Genomic DNA, 18419 nt, shown 5'->3' on the forward strand with positions numbered 1-18419 from the left:
CAATGGGTTTTAACCCATTGAAAAAAGAAAAAAAGAAAAAATGAAAAATATATTTTGCATAGGAATCGGTTTAATAGGAGGTAGCTTTGCTATTGATATTAAAAATCAAAATCCAGAAGCAATAATTCACGGAATTAGCAGAAAAGACGAAACCTTAAACAAAGCTTTAGAATTACAACTAATTGATAAAAAAGCAACTTTAGACGATCTAGAAAATGCAGACTTGGTAATTATATCAATTCCTGTAGATGCAACCGTAAAATTATTACCAACAGTTTTAGATAAAATATCAGATAATACTTTGGTTATAGATGCAGGATCAACAAAAGAAGCAATTTGTAAAGTTGTTGAACATCATAAAAGAAGACGTAATTTTTTAGCATGCCACCCAATTGCAGGTACAGAAAATTCTGGACCAACAGCTGCAATTTCTGGCTTATATAAAGGAAAAACCAATATTATTTGCGAAGTAGAAAAAACAACATTTAAGCTTCAAGAACAAGCTTTGGCACTTTTTAATGCCATTGGAATGCGTATTCGTTATATGGATGCAAAATCGCATGACAAACATATTGCGTATGTTTCGCACCTTTCCCACATTAGTTCATTTATGTTAGGAAAAACAGTCTTAGAAAAAGAAAAAAACGAAAAAGATATTTTCGACATGGCAGGTTCTGGTTTTGCATCAACAGTGCGTTTGGCAAAAAGTAGTCCTGCAATGTGGACACCAATTTTTAAACAAAACAAAGACAACGTAATAGAAACGTTAGAAGAATACATTAACAATTTACAACAATTTAAAGCGTTGATGCAAAAAGATAATTTCTCTGAAATTTTTAACGAAATGGAGAATACAAATTATATAAAGCAAATTTTAAACGGCATAAAATAAAACGCCACAACAAGTAGAAAGAATGAAAAATACAAAAGAATTAAGAACATGGTTGGATGATATGAAACTAGATCATCCACTAGTAATAGCAGGGCCTTGTAGTGCAGAAACCGAAGAACAGGTTTTAAAAATTGCACACGAATTAAAAGATTCTGATGTAAATTACTATAGAGCAGGTATTTGGAAACCAAGAACAAGACCAGGAAATTTTGAAGGTGTTGGTGCCTTAGGTTTAGGTTGGTTAAAAAAGGTAAAAGAACAAACTGGCATGAAAACCTGTACAGAAGTTGCCAATGCAGCACACTGTAAATTAGCGCTAGAAAATGATGTAGATTTATTGTGGATTGGTGCACGTTCTACAGTATCGCCATTTATTATGCAAGAAATTGCAGACGCTTTACAAGGTACAGACAAAATTGTATTGGTAAAAAACCCAGTAAATCCAGATTTGGCTTTATGGTTAGGTGGTATCGAAAGATTGTATACAGCAGGAATCAAAAATTTAGGAGCAATTCATAGAGGATTTTCAACTTACGAGAAATCAAAGTACAGAAACAATCCAGAATGGCAATTGGCAATAGAATTTCAAAATAAATTCCCAGATTTACCATTAATTAACGATCCATCGCACATTACAGGAAATCGCGATATGATTTTTGATGTTTCGCAAACCGCTTTAGATTTAAACTTTGATGGTTTAATGATAGAAACACATTTCGACCCAGAAAACGCTTGGTCAGACGCTGCACAACAAGTAACGCCAGACACGTTAAAGCAAATTATGGAAGATCTAAAAATTAAAAAGCCAACAGAAACCTCTGCAGAGTATAGAGAATCTTTAGAAAACCTAAGAGCACAAATTAACGTTGTAGACGATCAATTAATAGACCTTTTAGGAAAACGTATGCAAGTTGCCGATAAAATTGGCGCGTTGAAAAAAGAAAAAAACGTAGCCGTTTTACAATCTAAACGTTGGAACGAGATTTTAGGAAACATGGTTTTAGAAGGAAACGGAAAAGGATTAAGCGAAGAGTTTATTCTTAAAATGTTTAAAGCCATTCACCAAGAATCTATAAACCACCAAGAAAAAATTATTAACGGATAATTTATACTGAACTCGTTTCAGAATCTATTAATAGTAATTTAAAATTACCACAAATTCAGAAATTATATTTCTGGTTTGTGGTTTTTTTTGGGCGTTACCACAAGGGTCAGGCTTTCGCTACTCACTTTTTTTGCAGAAAAAGCAAAAAAGAGTTCAAACAAACCGCTCAATCCTTAACGCATATTGCAAACTCCAAAAACAAGTTATAAAAATAAACTTTTAGATGTATTACTAGATCTCACAGATTTTTAAAAACTGTGAGGTCTTTTTTATAAGTTCAATTCAGAAAACTTGTAAAATAATTTCATTTCTAGTAAAATTTCTTTTTCAGAAATCTTGTAGCAAGAAGTTTCATGAGTTTTAACAAGTTTTCGATACAATCTTCTCAAAAAAATCAAAAATCACTCCAACTATCATCCACAGAATTACAGAAAATTCTGCATCTTTGTAGTAATGACAGGAATTGTATACAAATCTACAGGAAGTTGGTACTTCGTAAAAGCTACAGATGGTAATTTCCATAAATGTAGAATTAAAGGAAAATTTAGAATAAAAGGCATAAAAAGTACAAATCCTATTGCTGTTGGCGATAAAGTAGTTTTCGATTTAGAAAAAAAAGGAGACGAAGAAACAGGTGTAATAAAAACTATTTTAGATAGAGAAAATTTTATTGTCAGAAAGTCTGTAAACCTATCAAAACAAACCCACATTATTGCTGCCAATGTAGATTTGGTTTTTTTATTAATCACTATTAATAATCCGCCAACATTTACAACATTTATAGACCGTTTTTTAGTATCTACAAGAGCTTATAGAATAGACACTGTTTTAGTATTTAATAAAATAGATGCTTATGCAATAGAAGAACGTGCAGAAATTTTATATTTAAAAGATATTTATGAAGCCATTGGTTACAAGTGTGTAGAGGTTTCTGCAACACAAAATAAAAATGTAAACGAGATAAAAGAAATAATGACAGGCAAAACAGCCATGTTTGTTGGGCATTCTGGCGTTGGAAAATCTACTCTAGTTAATGCAATAGAACCTTCCTTAAACTTAAAAACCAAAGAAATTTCAGATCAACATAACCAAGGAAAACATACTACAACATTTGCAGAAATGTTCGATTTAAGTTTTAATGCCAAAATTATAGACACACCAGGTATTAAAGGCTTTGGTGTGGTAGATATGGATAAATACGAATTAGGAGATTACTTTCCAGAATTTTTCGCTTTAAAACAAAACTGTAAATTTAACAATTGCTTGCATTTAAAAGAACCAAAATGCGCAGTTAAAACAGCTTTAGAAGAAGAAAAAGTTGCTTGGTCTCGCTACAAAAGTTATTTGCAAATTCTTGAAGTAGAAGAAGAATCAGAACATTTTAGAACAGATATTTGGGATGAAGATTCCGTTTAATTCCCCAAAAGGAAAAACTGTTATTTTGTAAATTTATTATTTATAAAAAGCATCAGTTTCCTTCCCTTTGAGAATTACTAAGAATGGGAAAAAGATGAAATATAGGAAATACTTATGAAAGTTGTAATCCAAAGAGTTTCTAAAGCAAGTGTAAAAATCAATCATAAAAAAGTTGCAGCTATAAAAACAGGGTTCTTAATTTTGTTAGGTATCGTTGCAGAAGACAAGCAAGAAGATATTGATTATTTAGTAAGAAAAATTGCCAACTTGCGTATTTTTAATGATATAAATAGCGTAATGAATTCCTCACTTTTAGAAGTTAAAGGAGATGTAATTGTGGTAAGTCAGTTTACATTACACGCTTTAACAAAAAAAGGAAATAGACCAAGTTATATAAAAGCCGCAAAACCAGAAATTGCCATTCCTTTATATGAGAATTTTGTAAAAACTTTAGAAAAAACACTTGGTAAAAACGTGCAAACGGGTAAATTTGGAGCAGATATGCAAGTAAAATTAATAAATAATGGTCCTGTAACCATCATTATCGATTCTAAAAATAAAGCATAATATTTTGGATTTTATCAACATCCATACCCACAAAAAACCTTTGGTTAAAAACGTGTTTTCTATTGAAAATATGTATCCAAATTCTGCAGATTTTTCGATGCCTTTTTCAATAGGTATTCATCCTTGGTTTATCAATAAAAAAAATATAGATAAAGAACTTTTAATCATTGAAAAGCAATTGCCACATAAAAATTGTTACGCAGTAGGAGAATGTGGTTTAGATAAAATTACAGAAACCAATTTTGAACTTCAAAAAACAGTTTTTATAAAACAGGTTTTACTTTCAGAAAAATATAAAAAACCGTTAATAATTCATTGTGTAAAATCTTATCAAGAAATTATGCAATTAAAAAAGACGCTAAAACCCAGTCAAATTTGGATTTTACATGGTTTTCATAAGAATTTACAAGTTGCCCAAAGTTTATTAAAAAATGATGTTATTTTGTCTTTTGGTGCAGCAATTATCAATAATAAAAAATTGCAAGAAGTTATTACAGAAATTCCTATCAATAATATATTGTTAGAAACAGATAATGCTAAAATTGAAATTAAAAAAATCTATCAAAAAGTAGCAAATTTAAAAAACATAGAGGTTTTAGAACTTCAACAAAAAATAAAAGAGAATTTCACAAAGATTTTTAAAATATGAGTTGGTTAGAGCGTACTGAGTTATTAGTACAAAAAGAAGGTTTAGAAAAGTTGCAAAATGCAAATATTTTAATTGTAGGTTTAGGTGGTGTAGGTTCTTATGCCGCAGAATTTATAGCTAGAGCAGGAGTTGGTAAAATAACAATTGTAGATGGCGATGTTTTTGATGAAACCAATAAAAATAGACAATTACCCGCATTAGACACTACTATTGGTAAATACAAAACAGAAGTTTTGGCAGAAAGAATTAAAGCCATTAACGCAGATATAGATTTAACGGTTTTAACTGAATTTTTATCGCCAGAAAGAGCATATGAAATTGTTTCTAAAGAGTTTGACTATGTTTTAGATTGCATAGATTCTATTACACCAAAAATTAATTTAATTGTGGCCGCTAGAAGAAAAAAAGTAAAAATAATTTCTTCTATGGGAGCAGGAGGTAAGTTAGATGCTACAAAAATTAAAGTAAAAGATATTTCTAAAACTAAAAACTGCACCATGGCAAGAGTTTTAAGAAAGCGATTAAAAGAAAGAAAGGTAGACAAAGGCGTAAAAGCAGTATATTCAGAAGAAGTGCAAATTGCTACGAGTGTAAAAGTTACAGACGGTACAAATTTTAAAAAATCTTATTATGGTACTATAAGTTATATGCCAGCAGCTTTTGGTTTGCAAGCGGCGGCGCATGTTGTTAATTTTATCATAAAAACCAATAAATAGTTTCCAAGGAAAATAAATCGCAATATATTTGCCATGGAAAATAAATAACAAATTAAAATAAAAATGAAAAAAATAATAGTAGCATTAGTAGCAGTAGCGTCAGTATTTACTGCGTGTAAAGAAAAAAAAGAAAGTGTAACCACTAAAGCCGCAGAAAAAGTAGCTGTTAAAGTATCTGAATTGAATAATGTAGATACTGCAACATCTGTTTTAACCTGGAAAGGAACAAAGCCAACAGGCGCTCATAATGGAAATGTTATGATTAAAGATGGAGATTTATTGGTTGAAAATGGTAAAGTAACAGGAGGAGAATTTATTATAGACATGAATTCTATTAAAGTTTTAGACATTCCTGCAGATAATGAAGGAAATGGAAAACTATTAGGACACTTAACAAGTGCAGATTTCTTTGATGTAGCTACTTACCCAACTTCTAAATTTGTAATTACTAATGTAGAAGATAAAGGAGATAAAATACATGTTACAGGAAACTTAACAGTTAAAGATGTAACTAAAAGTATTACAATACCTGCCACTGTAAATACTGTTAATGGCGTTACTGTTTTTAAAAGTGAAACTTTTATGGTAAACAGGGCAGAATTTAATGTAAAGTACGGTTCTAAATCTTTCTTTGACAATCTTAAAGATAAATTTATAGATGATAATATGGAATTATCATTTACTGTAAAAACAAAAGCATAATCAATTTAAATCTAATAATATGAATATTCAAAAAGGACAAAGACCATGTGGTTGTGGTTTAACTGCAGACAAAGATGGTTATTGCGATGGCTCTCACGCCAACAAATAAGTGAAACAAACCTCTATTAGAAAAAACTCAAAATTTATATTTTGAGTTTTTTTTTGGTTAAAAGCCATATGTTATAACATAAATTTTAGATGTTTTTTTTACGTTAAAGTTTATATATGAACATAGTTTTTTATATTTTCGTTCATATGAAAAAAAGTTTATCCCTCACTCTCCCTTTCTTTTTTTTGTTGTTTTTTGTTTCAAAACAACAAAGTCAAAACTTAAATTATAATGTTTTTAATATTCCACAGGAATTAAAAGAAGATACAAATGCTGTTGTTAGAGACAATTCTATAGAAATAACTATAGAAGATTTAGATAAAATGGTAGTTCGTAAAAGGAAGGTAATTACTGTTTTAAATAAATTAGGTAATGTAGATGCTAAAATTGGAGAAAGTTATGATAATGATACGAAAATAACTGAGTTATCTGCTTATATCTATGATAGTTTTGGTAAAGAAATTAAAAAATATAAAGAGAGAGACTTTTTAGATGTTAGCGCTGTAGATGGTGGTACATTGTATTCAGATGCTAGAGTAAAATATGTAGAATATACACCAATTTCTTATCCATATACGTTGGTGTTTACTTCAGAATACAAAACCTCTACAACTGGTTTTATTCCTTGGTGGTACCCTGTAAATGGGTATTATATTTCAGTAGAAAAAAGTAGTTATACATTGCATAATCCTAAAGCCATTCCTTGGCGCATAAAAAATACAAACTTTAAAGGTTTTAACATTCAAAAAGAAGAAACAGCTACTAAAATTAGCTATCAGTTAGAAAAACAAAAGGCGTATGTTTATGAGAGAAACACAATTGCTTATAGAGATTTATTGCCAAAAGCAATTGTAGCTTTAGATAATTTTCAATTAAAAGGGGTTACAGGCAATTATACAAATTGGAAAGACTTTGGGCTGTGGATGTACAATAAACTTTTAATGGGCAGAGATCAGTTAGATGAAGCCACAATTGCAAAGGTAAAAGCATTGGTAAAAGACGAAAGTGATCCTATTAAAAGAGCTAAAATTGTATATGAATATATGCAAAATAAAACGCGTTATATTGGCGTGCAAGTTGGCATTGGTGGTTGGGAACCCATAGCAGCAAATAAAGTAGATGCTGTTGGTTATGGAGATTGTAAAGGTTTAACTAATTATACAAAGGCATTATTAAATGCTGTAAATGTTACTTCATATTATACGGTTGTTTATGCAAATGAAAAAAGAGATATTGATAAGGATTTTTCCTCTATTCAAGGAAATCATATCATTTTAAATTTACCTAATAAAAACGGAGACGACATTTGGTTAGAATGTACTAGTCAAACAACTCCTTTTGGTTTTTTAGGAAGTTTTACGCATGATAGAAACGTTTTGGTTATTACTCCAGAAGGAGGAATTATTAAAAAAACACCTGCTTATAAAGATGAAATCAATTTACAGAACTCAACAGCTAAAATTCAGCTTTTAGAAAACGGAGATGTAAAGGCTTCTTTAAAAAGAATTTCTAAAGGTTTGCAATATGATGATAAGTTTTATTTAGAGAATAAAACCAAAAAAGAACTCATAAAGAATTACAAATCTAACGTTTGGGATTATAATAATAATTTAGAAATTACTGATGTAAATTTACAAAACGATAAAGAAAATGTAGTTTTTACAGAAGAATTAGAAGTGGCTGTTAAAAATTATGCAACGGTTAACAAAGATGAATTTCTTTTTAGAGTGAATGTTTTTAATAAAGAAAATTACATACCTAAAAGATATAGAAATAGAAAATTACCCTTACACATTAAAAAAGGGTATAAAGATGTAGATGAATTTGAAATAAAGTTACCAAAAGGATATGTTTTAGATGTTTTACCACCACAAAAAGAGTTAAAAACTAAATTTGGTAGTTATAAAGTTAACTTTATAAAGATTGATGATAATACTTTTACATACAAAAAAAATATACTGATTAAAGAAGGTGTTTACCCTAAAGAAGACTACAATACTTACAGAAGTTTTAGAAGAGGTATAGCAAAGTTAGATAATTTAAGAATTGCAATAAACAAACCCCAAATAAATAATAAATAATGAAAAAACTAATTATACTTGTACTTCTTGTTAGCTCATTTAAGGCTTTAGCACAACAGAACTATAAATTTGGTAAAGTATCTAAAGCAGAACTAAAAGAAGAAATTTATCCATTAGATTCTATTGCAGATGCAGCTTATCTATATAAAAATAGAAATACGTATTATCAATTAACTGATGATGGTTGGCAAATTATTACAGAATACCATGAAAGGATTAAAATTTATAATAAAGATGCGTTTCATTTAGCAACTAAAATAGTTTCCTGTTACGATCCAGAATCTGGTTCAGGAGGATCGTCTGATAGTGTTAAAAACATAAAAGGCTACACATTTAACTTAGAAAATGGCAAAATTGTAAAAGAAAAATTATCTAGTAATAGTATTTTTAAAGAAAGAAAAAATAAATATAGAGTAGTAAAAAAAATAGCAATGCCTTCTGTAAAAGAAGGATCAGTAATAGATTTAAAATATAAAATAATTTCAGCCAGACCTGGTTACGTTGCAGATGTACAATTTCAATATGGCATACCTGTTAAAAAATTTGAAACAAGTATAGCTATTCCAGAATTTTTTATTTTCAAACAGAAAAACACGGGGTATTATGCTGTAAAAATGCAAATGTCTTTTAAGAATCAAACGTTAAATGGAGATCAAACATTCAGCAATAATGTTTATAAATTTAATGATGAAAACATTCCTGCATTAAGAAATAACGAGCCTTATATTGGTAGTATTAGAACCTATAGAGGTGGTATGTCTTTTGAGCTAACACAAACAAATATTATTAGTTTGGGAGGCACTCTAAAATCATTTTCTAACTCTTGGGGAGATGTAACCCAACAAATTTATAACGCTTCTAGTTTTGGGGGCGAATTAAAAAAACAAAATTACTATAAAGAAGATATTAATAAATTACTGGTTAACGTAAAATCAAATTCAGAAAAGGTTGCAGTAATATTAGCTTATGTAAAAAACAAAGTAAAGTGGAATGGTTTTTACGGTTTCTCTACAGAAAAAGGCGTAAAAAAAGCCTATAAAGAACAAACAGGTAATGTTGCAGATATTAACTTAATGCTTACTTCTATGCTAAATTATGCTGGTTTAATAGCAAGTCCTGTTTTAGTAAGTTCTAAAGGAAATGGAATACCTATTTTTCCTACTATAGATGGTTTTGATTATGTAATTGCAATGGTAGAATTTCCAGATAATAGCTATGTTTTGTTAGATGCAACAGAGCCTTTTAGTACACCAAATAATTTGCCTAGAAGAGTCTTAAATTGGAATGGAAGAAAAATTTCTAAAAAAGGAGGATCTTCTTGGGTAAGTTTAACCTCTAAAAAACATGCCACAGAAGATAATATGGTCATGGTTAAGATAAATAACGATTTAATGGTAGAAGGTTTGTTTAGAACTAAATATGCCAATTATAATGCGTTGGCCTTTAGAAAAAAAACAAATTATGCTAAAGAAGAATCTTTAATTAAAAAGTTTGAAGAGGATATTAATATAGAAATAGATAATTTTAGCATTGCTAATCAAAAGAAATTAAACAAACCCATTACAAGAAGCATTAAATTTTTAAGTGAAGATTTGGTAGAAAGTATTAACGGAAAATTATATGTGGAACCATTATTGTTTTTGTCACATCACGAAAATCCTTTTAAATTAAAGGAACGTAAGTTTCCCATAGATTTTACCACACCTTGGAGAGATAAACATTTGGTTTCTATAGAAGTGCCAGAAGGTTATAAAGTAGAATCTTTACCTGAAAGTTTGGCTATTGGTTTGCCAGATAATTTGGGCGTATTTAAGTTTTTGGTAAAACAACAAGGAAATCAAATAAAAACAACTTGTATTATAGAATTTAATGAAGCCCTAATAAATTCTAGATATTACCCTGCATTAAAAGACTTTTATGCGCAAAGAATAAAAAAAGAATCTGAAAAAATAGTGCTTGTAAAAATTTAAATCACTTATAAAATCCCAAAGAAATATCTTTTTTGGGATTTTTTTTTCTAAAAATATTACAACTGAAATTAAATTATTTTTTACAAATACAAAGGTTTAAATACCTTGTATACGTTCTAAAAATAATTTAAAATCTTCTTTTTCAGGTAAATTTCCATTGAATGGTAAAATATCCCAGCTATTGTTTTTATGATACAATGTAAAATTAAAAACAGAGGTTTTTACATCATCAGGATTTAAAGGCGGATATCTTAGATCTACATATTTGTAGGTTCCTATTTTTTCTTTTTTATAGAGGTTAAAATAACCATTGCTAAACCAAATTAAAGTTTTTATATTAAAATCATCAATATTTAAAAGATGGTGGTTTTTTTCTACGGTAATTATTTTTTTTGAAAACTTATTTTTATCCAACAAAGAGTAAAATGCAAAGTGGTACTTATTTTTACTTTCTGCAACTGCATACCAAAGTAAATTGTTTAAAATGGTAGGTTGTGCTGTAAAACGTTGGTAATTAATGTTAGCGTTACTAAAAGACTTCTTAAAGATTGCGTTAACATAAAATTTATTAGCAATTGTAAAAACAAGGTAAGCACTACTCAAATAAATACCGGCTTTTAACCACCATTTTCTTCTATAACTATTTCTTTTGTAAAACATTAAAATAATAATGCAACATAAAAAAGGAAGCGTATATAATGGGTCTACAACAGAAATAGTATTAAAAGCTACTCTGTAATTAGAAAAAGGCGCAAAAAGTTGCGTGCCATATGGTGTAAAACAGTCTAAAATTGGGTGTGTAAATATCGATAGAAAAAAAAGCCAAATCCAATTTTGTAAAGTGGTAGTTTCTTTTCTATTACCTGTATTATATGCCTGGTAACTAATCCATCCAAATAAAAAAGCACCAAAGACAGCAAAAAATATAGAATGCATAAAACCTCTATGAAAAGCCATAGCTTGTATTTGGTTATTATAAAGAAGTTTGCCGATAAATACGTCTAAATCTGGTATTGTACCACCTATTGCACCAAAGAGCAAAGCCTTATTACCAATTTTTTTACCAAGCACAATTTCACCGCAAGCGGCACCTAAAACAATCTGAGTTAAAGAATCCATAATTGCAAATGTAAGTTAACAGAATTGATTTGCATAAAATTGCTTAAAATCGTAACATTACGCAATAAAAATATAGCAAATGCCAAACGATAATAATCTTTCTAATCTTAATATTGAAAATCAAAAAATAGTAGAAAATTCTGAATTGAATTTATTAGAGTCTTTAATTCCTGTAATTATTTTAATGGGTTTGTTAGCATTTAATATATTTTTTGTTGAAGATCAAGAATGGTTTGGAGCTTACACAAATCAGTATATTTTATTAATGGGAGGCGCTGTGGCAGCAATTGTTGGTTTTTATAATAAAGTTTCTTTTTCTAGAATGATAAAAGAAGTTTGGGAAAACTGGAAAAGTGTTTTTGTACCCATTATGATTTTATTTTTGGTAGGCGCACTTGCAGGTACTTGGTTGGTTTCAGGTATAATTCCTGCCATGGTTTATTATGGTTTACAAGTTTTAAGTCCAGCTATATTTTTACCAGCATCTGTTATAATTGCAGCTATTATTTCTATAGCAACAGGTAGTTCTTGGACCACTTCTGCAACTGTAGGTATTGCCTTGGTGGGTATAGGAAGTGCCTTAGGAATTCCTCCAGGAATGATTGCTGGAGCTGTAATTTCTGGTGCTTATTTTGGCGATAAAATGTCTCCATTATCAGATACTACAAATTTAGCACCAGCAATGGCAGGTACAGATTTATTTACGCACATAAAATACATGAGCATTACAACAGTGCCAACAATTGTGGTAACATTAATAGTTTTTGCAATAATTAGTGGCAATATAGAAACCACAGGTGGCGCAGATATTAGTAATTTGTTAGGTACTATTAAAAATACTTTTCATATTTCTCCATTATTGTTTTTAGTACCAGGTATTGTTATTGCCATGATTTTAATGAAAACAAAACCGTTAATTGCGCTTGGTACAGGTGTAGTTTTAGCAGCAGTTTTTGCAATTATTTTTCAAAGTGATGTATTATCTGGCTTGTCAGATTCTAACTTTAACGCAGTAATAAATGCGATTCTTACAGACACTAATATTGAAACAGATAATGAAAAACTATCTGAATTATTTTCTTCTGGTGGCATGAATGGTATGATTTGGACCATACTTTTAATTATTTGTGCTATGGTTTTTGGGGGAATAATGGATGCCATTGGCGCTTTAGCAAAAATTACAAAAAGCTTATTAGCTGTTGCAAGTTCTGTATTTGGTTTGTTTGCAAGCACAGTAATTAGCTGTTTGGGTTTAAATGCAATAGCATCAGACCAATATTTGGCAATTGTAATTCCTGGTAAAATGTTTAAAAAAGCTTTTGAAGATAAAGGTTTGGCACCAGAAAACTTAAGTAGAACTTTAGAAGATTCTGGTACAGTAACCTCTGTTCTAATTCCTTGGAATACTTGTGGTGCATACCAATCTAGCGTTTTAGGAGTTTCTGTGGCAGATTATTTTGTGTATGCTATGTTTAATTATTTAAGTCCGTTTACTACCTTATTATTTGCCGCTTTAAATATTAAAATTAAGCAGTTGGTTAAAAAATAAAACAATTTAAAGTAGTATTTTTAAATCTTTACTTATTAATTACAATACCTGTATTAAAATCTAAAGTTTTAGAGAGTAATCAGATCAAAATTTAGCATTTTAAAGATTCTATTTATCTTTTTTAAGATTTAATAATCCTGAAATTAAAAGTAAAACCCAAGGAGTTCCATGCAAGATCATATCAAACCAATCTTTAGCTTGCATTGCATTATTTCCAGAAAAAGCATTTCCACCTAAAAGCCATTGTATTTTACCCCAAATATGTGGCGGATTAAAAGGCGCTAAACCTAAAGTTAAACTAGCCAATAAAAATAAGATCCAATTTTTTTTAAGCAGATTTTTCATCTTTTTTAAGTTGTATTGATTTGTATATAGTGAAGATAAAAATAAAACAAGTTTGAATTAAGACAGCTACTATAATTCTAAATATTGTGTGTAATCCATATTCATCATGATTCCCAAACCAGGTTTTTCCATAAATTATTATCAAAAAATAAGCAATGGCAATTAGTATATTGATAAAAATAAAATTTTCAAAATATTTCCATATCGATAAAAGGTAAAAACTCATCAACCAAACAAAAATAAACAGAAGTATTACAATTACAGTTAAATACATAATTCAAAAAAGCAATTAAAAGTATTTTTTTTTGAAAAGTATTTCAGGTGAAATTTAGCGCATACAATTAAATAAACCAATTCCAAACCAAACCAAAACGAATTGTAAAATCTCTATACGGATAATTTGGTGCAGAAAAATAATTTCTTCCTGTAAGAGAAGAAGTAGCATTATCTATTTTTAAAAATAAACGAGTTCTTCGCACTTGTGCATTAAAAAAAACATCAAAAGTAGGAAACCCTATTTCTTCATCATTTTGTATTCTAAATTCTGCCAATAAAGGGTTGTAAGCATTTGCATTATAAGCTGTAAAGTATTTAAAAGTAACGCCTATGTTTACTAGCATTGGCTTGCCTTTAAACCAATAATCTGCATAGTAAAGTGTATTTCTGGTTACAAATTCTGGCACTCTAAATACAGCACTACCACTGCTAACATTTTGGTACATTAATGTATTGTCTAGCGCAAATTTACCAACTTTAAATTCTTTATTAGCTTTTACTTTTAAATACACAATTTGGTCTTCAAATTGATCTGGTTGGCTGTTTTCATTAAAATAAGTATAATTATCTATATTGGTTAAATTTAAAGAAGCGTTTAACCATTTAGATTGTAAATCAAAACCCAAATCTCTAGTGTTTACATTGCTAAAATTTTCATTTTGCCAATTGTAATCATCATATATGCTTTGGTGCAAAATTGTATTAAAATTTGGCGATTTAGAGTTTAATAGCAAGGTTCCTTTTAAAGAAAAAACACTGTCTTTTTCTAAAATAGCTTCTGCTTTTATGTAATTGCCAGAAAGTCTACCATTACCAGGTGTAATACCTGCATCTGCATTTAATTTAAAGTTTTTTATTTTGGCATTCCAATCTGCACCAAAAGAAATGGCGTTTCCATTAATTTTTAATTTATTTATTTGGCTATTGCTGTTTAAAATAGTGTCATAACCATGCGTGTAACTTGTAAGATTTGCTTTAGCTTTAAATTTACCCAATACATATTTAGAGTTAAACTCTAAATTTACTTCGTTGTTTGTAGTTTTAGTTTCAACTTTGGTACTTGCTGGGTTAGAAGAACTGGCATCACCAAAAATATTAGTAGTTATGCTGGTTTGGGTAAAATCGTAATTTTTAGTTTCTGTAGTATAAATATGCCCAACTTTTAGATTGCTAAAATCTTTATTATTAACAGTATCTTTAGATGCAATTAGTTTAAAACTATGCTCTAAATAAAAACGACTCGAATCAAATATACTTTCTGCATCGTTTAAATTTACATCTAAACGTGCTCTGTTTTCAAATTCTTCTTCATCTGCTATAAAGTTTTGTAAAGATACTTCTGGTAAACCTCCGTTTTCTTGATGAAAAAAGTCTTGTGTTGTCAAATGCCCTCTAACTTGGTATTGGTTGTTTTTAGTTCTGTAATGAAAACTACTTCTAAAATTACCATTACTAACCAATGCTCTTCTATAAGCACCTAAAGAACGTAAGCCTTTATAAGCTATAGATACATTTAATCTTCTAGAAAAATTAGCAGAAAAAAAAGCGTCTAAAACCTGCCCTTGTTGAAGCCCAGTTCTGTATAAAATTTCAGAAGTTGGTGTGGGTACTTCAAAATACTTAATATCATCAATTTCAAAGTAACTGGCCTGTTTTGCAGTAAAGCCAATATCTGGTAACCTTTGCACATTATTAAAACTATAGCCTAAATTATTTAATTGCTGCCCTTGGTTATGAAACTCAAGAAATTCAAACAAATCTTTACGTAAATAATTAAATTTATATTCTTTTTGTATAGATAAAGTAGTGTCTACATAAGTAGTGTCTCTCTTATGAGAAAATATTTTATAATCTGTATATTTTGTTTTACCAGAGAGTGTTACATTAATTTCGCTAGAATTTTGGTCTCTAGAAATTATAGTGCCATCTTCACTAATAGCAGTGTTTTCTATTCTTTTATTTCCTGAATTTATTTGCGCAAAAAGAGCTTGCACCATAAAGATTTGCAGAAATAAAAAGAAAATTAATTTGTTATTCATGTTTAAAAAATACCACCACAAATGTAAAATAATAAAACGAAAATATAAGCGATTAAGTATAAGGATAACTGTTAATTTCATAGAATTCTTTAGAAACTAGAAATTGCATCTTAAAAATTTTCTTTTCTTTGCGTTATGTTACAAACTAATTATAGCAAATTTTTGTTAGAAGCAGGCACAGATGAAGCGGGTAGAGGCTGTTTATCTGGCCCTGTTGTGGCAGCAGCTGTAATTTTACCAAAAGATTTTTCGCATCCTTTTTTAAACGATTCTAAACAAATTTCAGAAAAAAAAAGAGCCTTATTAAAACCAATTATAGAGCAACAAGCAGTAGCTTTTGGGGTTTCTTTTGTATGGCAAAAAGAAGTAGATCAAATTAACGTTTTGCAAGCCTCAATTACAGGCATGCACCGTGCTATAGCTGCTTTAAAAGTTACACCAGAATTTATAATTGTAGACGGTAATAAATTTAAGAATTACAAAGAAATTCCGCATAAAACCATAATAAAAGGAGACGCTAAATACACAAGTATTGCAGCCGCCTCTGTTTTGGCAAAAACCTATAGAGATGCCTATATGGCAAAAATTCACAAAGAATTTCCTATGTATAATTGGGCAAAAAATAAAGGTTACCCAACCAAAGAACATAGAAACGCTATTAGGCAATTTGGTGCAACAGATTATCACAGAAAAACCTTTAAATTATTACCCGAGCAAACAAAATTAAATTTGTAGTTTCATTTTTAAAATTATTAGAAGCCAATCGCGCTTTCCATTATATCTTTTTATTTAGGCTTTATCTATTTAACCACTATTTTTGTAAAAGAAATTGTAGTTTAAAAAGCAATATTCAATCTAGGCAAGCATAAAAAGGATGCCATTTCAATCCCGGCTAAACTTGTTTGCCAATTTTTAGAAAACTAAAGTATTTATTTCTGCTTAATTTAAAAACTTCAACTATTTTTACAAACCAAAATTTAGAATAATGATTAAAAAGACAAGAGCAGAAATTACAAAATGTATCTTACATAAAGTTGCTAATAAATTTAACAGTGGTACCAATGTTTTTTCAGAAGATTTAATTCGTTTCGATCAAGAAAGTTACGATTTAATGAAGTCTTTTTTACTAAAACCCTTTGGTTCTTTAACCCAAAGCTATCGTTTTTCGCATCATGCAGATGTACGTTTAAATGAAATGAACAATTACGCCACAGAAATTTTTAAAGATGAAACTACTTTTGTAGAATTTTCTAAAAACATGGTAAATCATTTGTACGAACAATCTAACTCTGCACAAATAAAAACAGGCGATGTTTTAGTGGTTTTTATAGAAGGAATAGAATATAAAGACGTGCTAACAGAAGCCGTTGGTTTCTTTAAAATAGAAAATAAAGTAGATTTTTTTCAAACGTATTTAGACGATAATGAAAGTTGGGATGTTGTGGTACAAAAAGGTATTTCAACCAAAAAAATAGACAAAGGCTGTTTAATTTTAAATACATCAGATACAGAAGGTACTGTAGTTTTTTCTGTAGACAACAATAATTACGATGCCCAATATTGGATTAACAATTTTCTTTCTGTAAAACTAGCAGACGATTACAATTCGCACACACAAAGTTATTTAGAATTGTGTAAAGAATTTTCTGAAGAAGTAATTAAACCAGAAATGGGTATGCAAGAGCAAGGTAATTTTTTAGCAAACACAGTAGATTATTTTAAAGAACACGAGGCCGTAGATTATCACGATTTTAAAGATGAGGTTTTTACAGAAGAAAAACACAAAGAATTGTTTGACGATTATAAAAAGCACTTCGAAAACCTTAACGATGTCTTAATTAGAAATAATTTTGATGTTTCTGGCGTAGTTTTAAAGAAAGAAAAAAGCAAGCTAAAAACAGAAATTAAGTTAGACACAAACATTAATATAAAATTAGATGTAGATGCACCAGAAGCCGCTTCAGAATATTTAGAAAGAGGTTATGATGAAGAAAAAAAGATGAAATATTATAAAGTGTATTTTAACGAAGAAAAATAGTTGCCTGTCATTATAAAGTTAGTGAAATAATCTTTTTAAGTTAAAGTGTAGATTGCTTAGCAAAAGCTGTCAATGGCTATTCTTTAAGAAATTCCTCAACTTCAAAAAGCGTTTTAAAATGCTTTAAAATTTTACTTTTAATTTCTTCTAAATCTAATTTTTTACCCAATTCAGCTTCCATAGAAGCCACAGCTTTTCCTCTAATACCACAAGGAATAATATGATCAAAATAACCCAAATTGGTATTTACGTTTAAGGCAAAACCATGCATGGTAACCCAACGCGAAGAGCGTATGCCCATAGCACAAATTTTTCTAGCAAAAGGCGTACCAACGTCTAGCCAAACTCCAGTTTCGCCGTCGCTTCTTTCGCCTTTTAAACCATATTCTGCAATAGTTAAAATTATAGCTTCTTCTAATAATCTTAAATACTTATGTATGTCTGTAAAAAAGTTTTCTAAATCTAAAATTGGGTAACCTACAATTTGTCCAGGACCATGGTAGGTAATATCGCCACCTCTATTAATTTTATAGAAAGTAGCACCTTTTTCTTCTAGTTGCTTTTCATTTAAAAGTAAATTAGACAAATCGCCACTTTTACCTAAAGTATAAACATGCGGATGTTCTACAAACAAGAAATGGTTTTCTGTGGCTTGGGTTTCATTATTCCTTCGATTACTAATTTTTACATCAACAATTTTTTGAAGTAAATTGCTTTGGTAATCCCAAGTTTCTTTATAATCTTTAACCTTTAGGTCTTTTACAAGTATGTTTCTATTCATAATTTCGACTACAAAGATAAATAATTACTTATATTTGGTATATTTTCATTTCTAAATTGTTATTT

16 protein-coding genes are annotated in these 18419 nt (G+C 29.4%); 12 read left to right on the forward strand and 4 right to left on the reverse strand.

What is annotated here, in order from left to right; translation table 11 throughout:
* Positions 1-40: 40 nt before the first annotated feature.
* The 9 genes from Q0762_RS11390 to Q0762_RS11430 all read left to right on the forward strand — a co-directional run bounded on the left by Q0762_RS11390 (position 41) and on the right by Q0762_RS11430 (position 10207).
* A complete protein-coding gene (locus tag Q0762_RS11390; RefSeq protein WP_298767023.1) occupies positions 41-892 on the forward strand; it encodes a prephenate dehydrogenase in 852 nt (283 codons plus the stop codon).
* Between the two features lie 22 nt (positions 893-914).
* On the forward strand, positions 915-1997 hold the full coding sequence (locus Q0762_RS11395; RefSeq protein ID WP_298767024.1) for a bifunctional 3-deoxy-7-phosphoheptulonate synthase/chorismate mutase type II: 1083 nt from the start codon (positions 915-917) through the stop codon (positions 1995-1997).
* A 453-nt stretch (positions 1998-2450) separates the two neighbouring features.
* Complete coding sequence (rsgA, locus tag Q0762_RS11400) at positions 2451-3413, forward strand: ribosome small subunit-dependent GTPase A (protein WP_298767025.1); 963 nt, start codon at positions 2451-2453, stop codon at positions 3411-3413.
* Positions 3414-3527: 114 nt separating this feature from the next.
* Positions 3528-3980: a D-aminoacyl-tRNA deacylase gene (gene dtd / locus Q0762_RS11405; RefSeq protein WP_298767026.1), complete on the forward strand. Its 453-nt coding sequence runs from the start codon at positions 3528-3530 to the stop codon at positions 3978-3980.
* Between the two features lie 4 nt (positions 3981-3984).
* Entirely contained in the window at positions 3985-4629 is a 645-nt protein-coding gene (locus Q0762_RS11410; protein WP_298767027.1) for a TatD family hydrolase, read from the forward strand.
* Positions 4626-5345: a tRNA threonylcarbamoyladenosine dehydratase gene (locus tag Q0762_RS11415; RefSeq protein WP_298767028.1), complete on the forward strand. Its 720-nt coding sequence runs from the start codon at positions 4626-4628 to the stop codon at positions 5343-5345. The genes Q0762_RS11410 and Q0762_RS11415 overlap by 4 nt, the downstream gene beginning before the upstream one ends.
* 63 nt (positions 5346-5408) lie before the next feature.
* Positions 5409-6047: a YceI family protein gene (locus tag Q0762_RS11420; protein ID WP_298767029.1), complete on the forward strand. Its 639-nt coding sequence runs from the start codon at positions 5409-5411 to the stop codon at positions 6045-6047.
* Between the two features lie 255 nt (positions 6048-6302).
* Positions 6303-8237, forward strand: coding sequence for a DUF3857 domain-containing protein (locus Q0762_RS11425; protein ID WP_298767030.1), 1935 nt, complete (start codon positions 6303-6305; stop codon positions 8235-8237).
* Complete coding sequence (locus Q0762_RS11430; protein ID WP_298767031.1) at positions 8237-10207, forward strand: DUF3857 domain-containing protein; 1971 nt, start codon at positions 8237-8239, stop codon at positions 10205-10207. Before Q0762_RS11425 ends, Q0762_RS11430 begins: the two co-directional genes overlap by 1 nt.
* Before the next feature lie 96 nt (positions 10208-10303).
* On the opposite strand, the gene Q0762_RS11435 is transcribed toward Q0762_RS11430, so the two are convergent.
* Positions 10304-11326: a metal-dependent hydrolase gene (locus Q0762_RS11435; RefSeq protein ID WP_298767032.1), complete on the reverse strand. Its 1023-nt coding sequence runs from the start codon at positions 11324-11326 to the stop codon at positions 10304-10306.
* 79 nt (positions 11327-11405) lie between these two features.
* Between Q0762_RS11435 and nhaC the strand changes: the two genes are divergently transcribed.
* Complete coding sequence (nhaC, locus tag Q0762_RS11440) at positions 11406-12875, forward strand: Na+/H+ antiporter NhaC (protein ID WP_298767033.1); 1470 nt, start codon at positions 11406-11408, stop codon at positions 12873-12875.
* 108 nt (positions 12876-12983) lie between these two features.
* Here nhaC and Q0762_RS11445 read toward each other — a convergent pair whose 3' ends face one another.
* Positions 12984-13220 (reverse strand): hypothetical protein, encoded by a 237-nt coding sequence (locus tag Q0762_RS11445; protein ID WP_298767034.1) that lies wholly within the window; start codon positions 13218-13220, stop codon positions 12984-12986.
* Positions 13221-13561: 341 nt separating this feature from the next.
* Complete coding sequence (locus Q0762_RS11450; protein ID WP_298767035.1) at positions 13562-15535, reverse strand: putative porin; 1974 nt, start codon at positions 15533-15535, stop codon at positions 13562-13564.
* Between the two features lie 135 nt (positions 15536-15670).
* On the opposite strand from Q0762_RS11450, the gene Q0762_RS11455 reads away from it, so the two are divergent.
* Complete coding sequence (locus tag Q0762_RS11455; RefSeq protein ID WP_298767036.1) at positions 15671-16270, forward strand: ribonuclease HII; 600 nt, start codon at positions 15671-15673, stop codon at positions 16268-16270.
* 250 nt (positions 16271-16520) lie between these two features.
* Positions 16521-17573 carry a nucleoid-associated protein gene (locus tag Q0762_RS11460; protein ID WP_298767037.1) on the forward strand — a complete coding sequence of 351 codons (1053 nt, stop codon included), beginning with the start codon at positions 16521-16523 and terminating at the stop codon, positions 17571-17573.
* A gap of 76 nt (positions 17574-17649) precedes the next feature.
* Here the strand turns inward: Q0762_RS11460 and lipB are convergent, their stop codons facing one another.
* Entirely contained in the window at positions 17650-18354 is a 705-nt protein-coding gene (gene lipB / locus Q0762_RS11465) for a lipoyl(octanoyl) transferase LipB (protein ID WP_298767038.1), read from the reverse strand.
* Between the last annotated feature and the right edge of the window lie 65 nt (positions 18355-18419).

This window comes from uncultured Polaribacter sp., from assembly GCF_947495205.1.
GTDB lineage: Bacteria > Bacteroidota > Bacteroidia > Flavobacteriales > Flavobacteriaceae > Polaribacter.

What these genes read in the sequence shown, in the direction of transcription:
- Q0762_RS11390 (WP_298767023.1), top strand. Translation starts at nt 41, where the DNA reads ATGAAAAATATATTTTGCATAGGAATCGGTTTAATAGGAGGTAGCTTT.
- Q0762_RS11395 (WP_298767024.1), top strand. Translation starts at nt 915, where the DNA reads ATGAAAAATACAAAAGAATTAAGAACATGGTTGGATGATATGAAACTA.
- rsgA (WP_298767025.1), top strand. Translation starts at nt 2,451, where the DNA reads ATGACAGGAATTGTATACAAATCTACAGGAAGTTGGTACTTCGTAAAA.
- dtd (WP_298767026.1), top strand. Translation starts at nt 3,528, where the DNA reads ATGAAAGTTGTAATCCAAAGAGTTTCTAAAGCAAGTGTAAAAATCAAT.
- Q0762_RS11415 (WP_298767028.1), top strand. Translation starts at nt 4,626, where the DNA reads ATGAGTTGGTTAGAGCGTACTGAGTTATTAGTACAAAAAGAAGGTTTA.
- Q0762_RS11420 (WP_298767029.1), top strand. Translation starts at nt 5,409, where the DNA reads ATGAAAAAAATAATAGTAGCATTAGTAGCAGTAGCGTCAGTATTTACT.
- Q0762_RS11425 (WP_298767030.1), top strand. Translation starts at nt 6,303, where the DNA reads ATGAAAAAAAGTTTATCCCTCACTCTCCCTTTCTTTTTTTTGTTGTTT.
- Q0762_RS11430 (WP_298767031.1), top strand. Translation starts at nt 8,237, where the DNA reads ATGAAAAAACTAATTATACTTGTACTTCTTGTTAGCTCATTTAAGGCT.
- Q0762_RS11435 (WP_298767032.1), bottom strand. Translation starts at nt 11,326, where the DNA reads ATGGATTCTTTAACTCAGATTGTTTTAGGTGCCGCTTGCGGTGAAATT.
- nhaC (WP_298767033.1), top strand. Translation starts at nt 11,406, where the DNA reads ATGCCAAACGATAATAATCTTTCTAATCTTAATATTGAAAATCAAAAA.
- Q0762_RS11445 (WP_298767034.1), bottom strand. Translation starts at nt 13,220, where the DNA reads ATGAAAAATCTGCTTAAAAAAAATTGGATCTTATTTTTATTGGCTAGT.
- Q0762_RS11450 (WP_298767035.1), bottom strand. Translation starts at nt 15,535, where the DNA reads ATGAATAACAAATTAATTTTCTTTTTATTTCTGCAAATCTTTATGGTG.
- Q0762_RS11455 (WP_298767036.1), top strand. Translation starts at nt 15,671, where the DNA reads ATGTTACAAACTAATTATAGCAAATTTTTGTTAGAAGCAGGCACAGAT.
- Q0762_RS11460 (WP_298767037.1), top strand. Translation starts at nt 16,521, where the DNA reads ATGATTAAAAAGACAAGAGCAGAAATTACAAAATGTATCTTACATAAA.
- lipB (WP_298767038.1), bottom strand. Translation starts at nt 18,354, where the DNA reads ATGAATAGAAACATACTTGTAAAAGACCTAAAGGTTAAAGATTATAAA.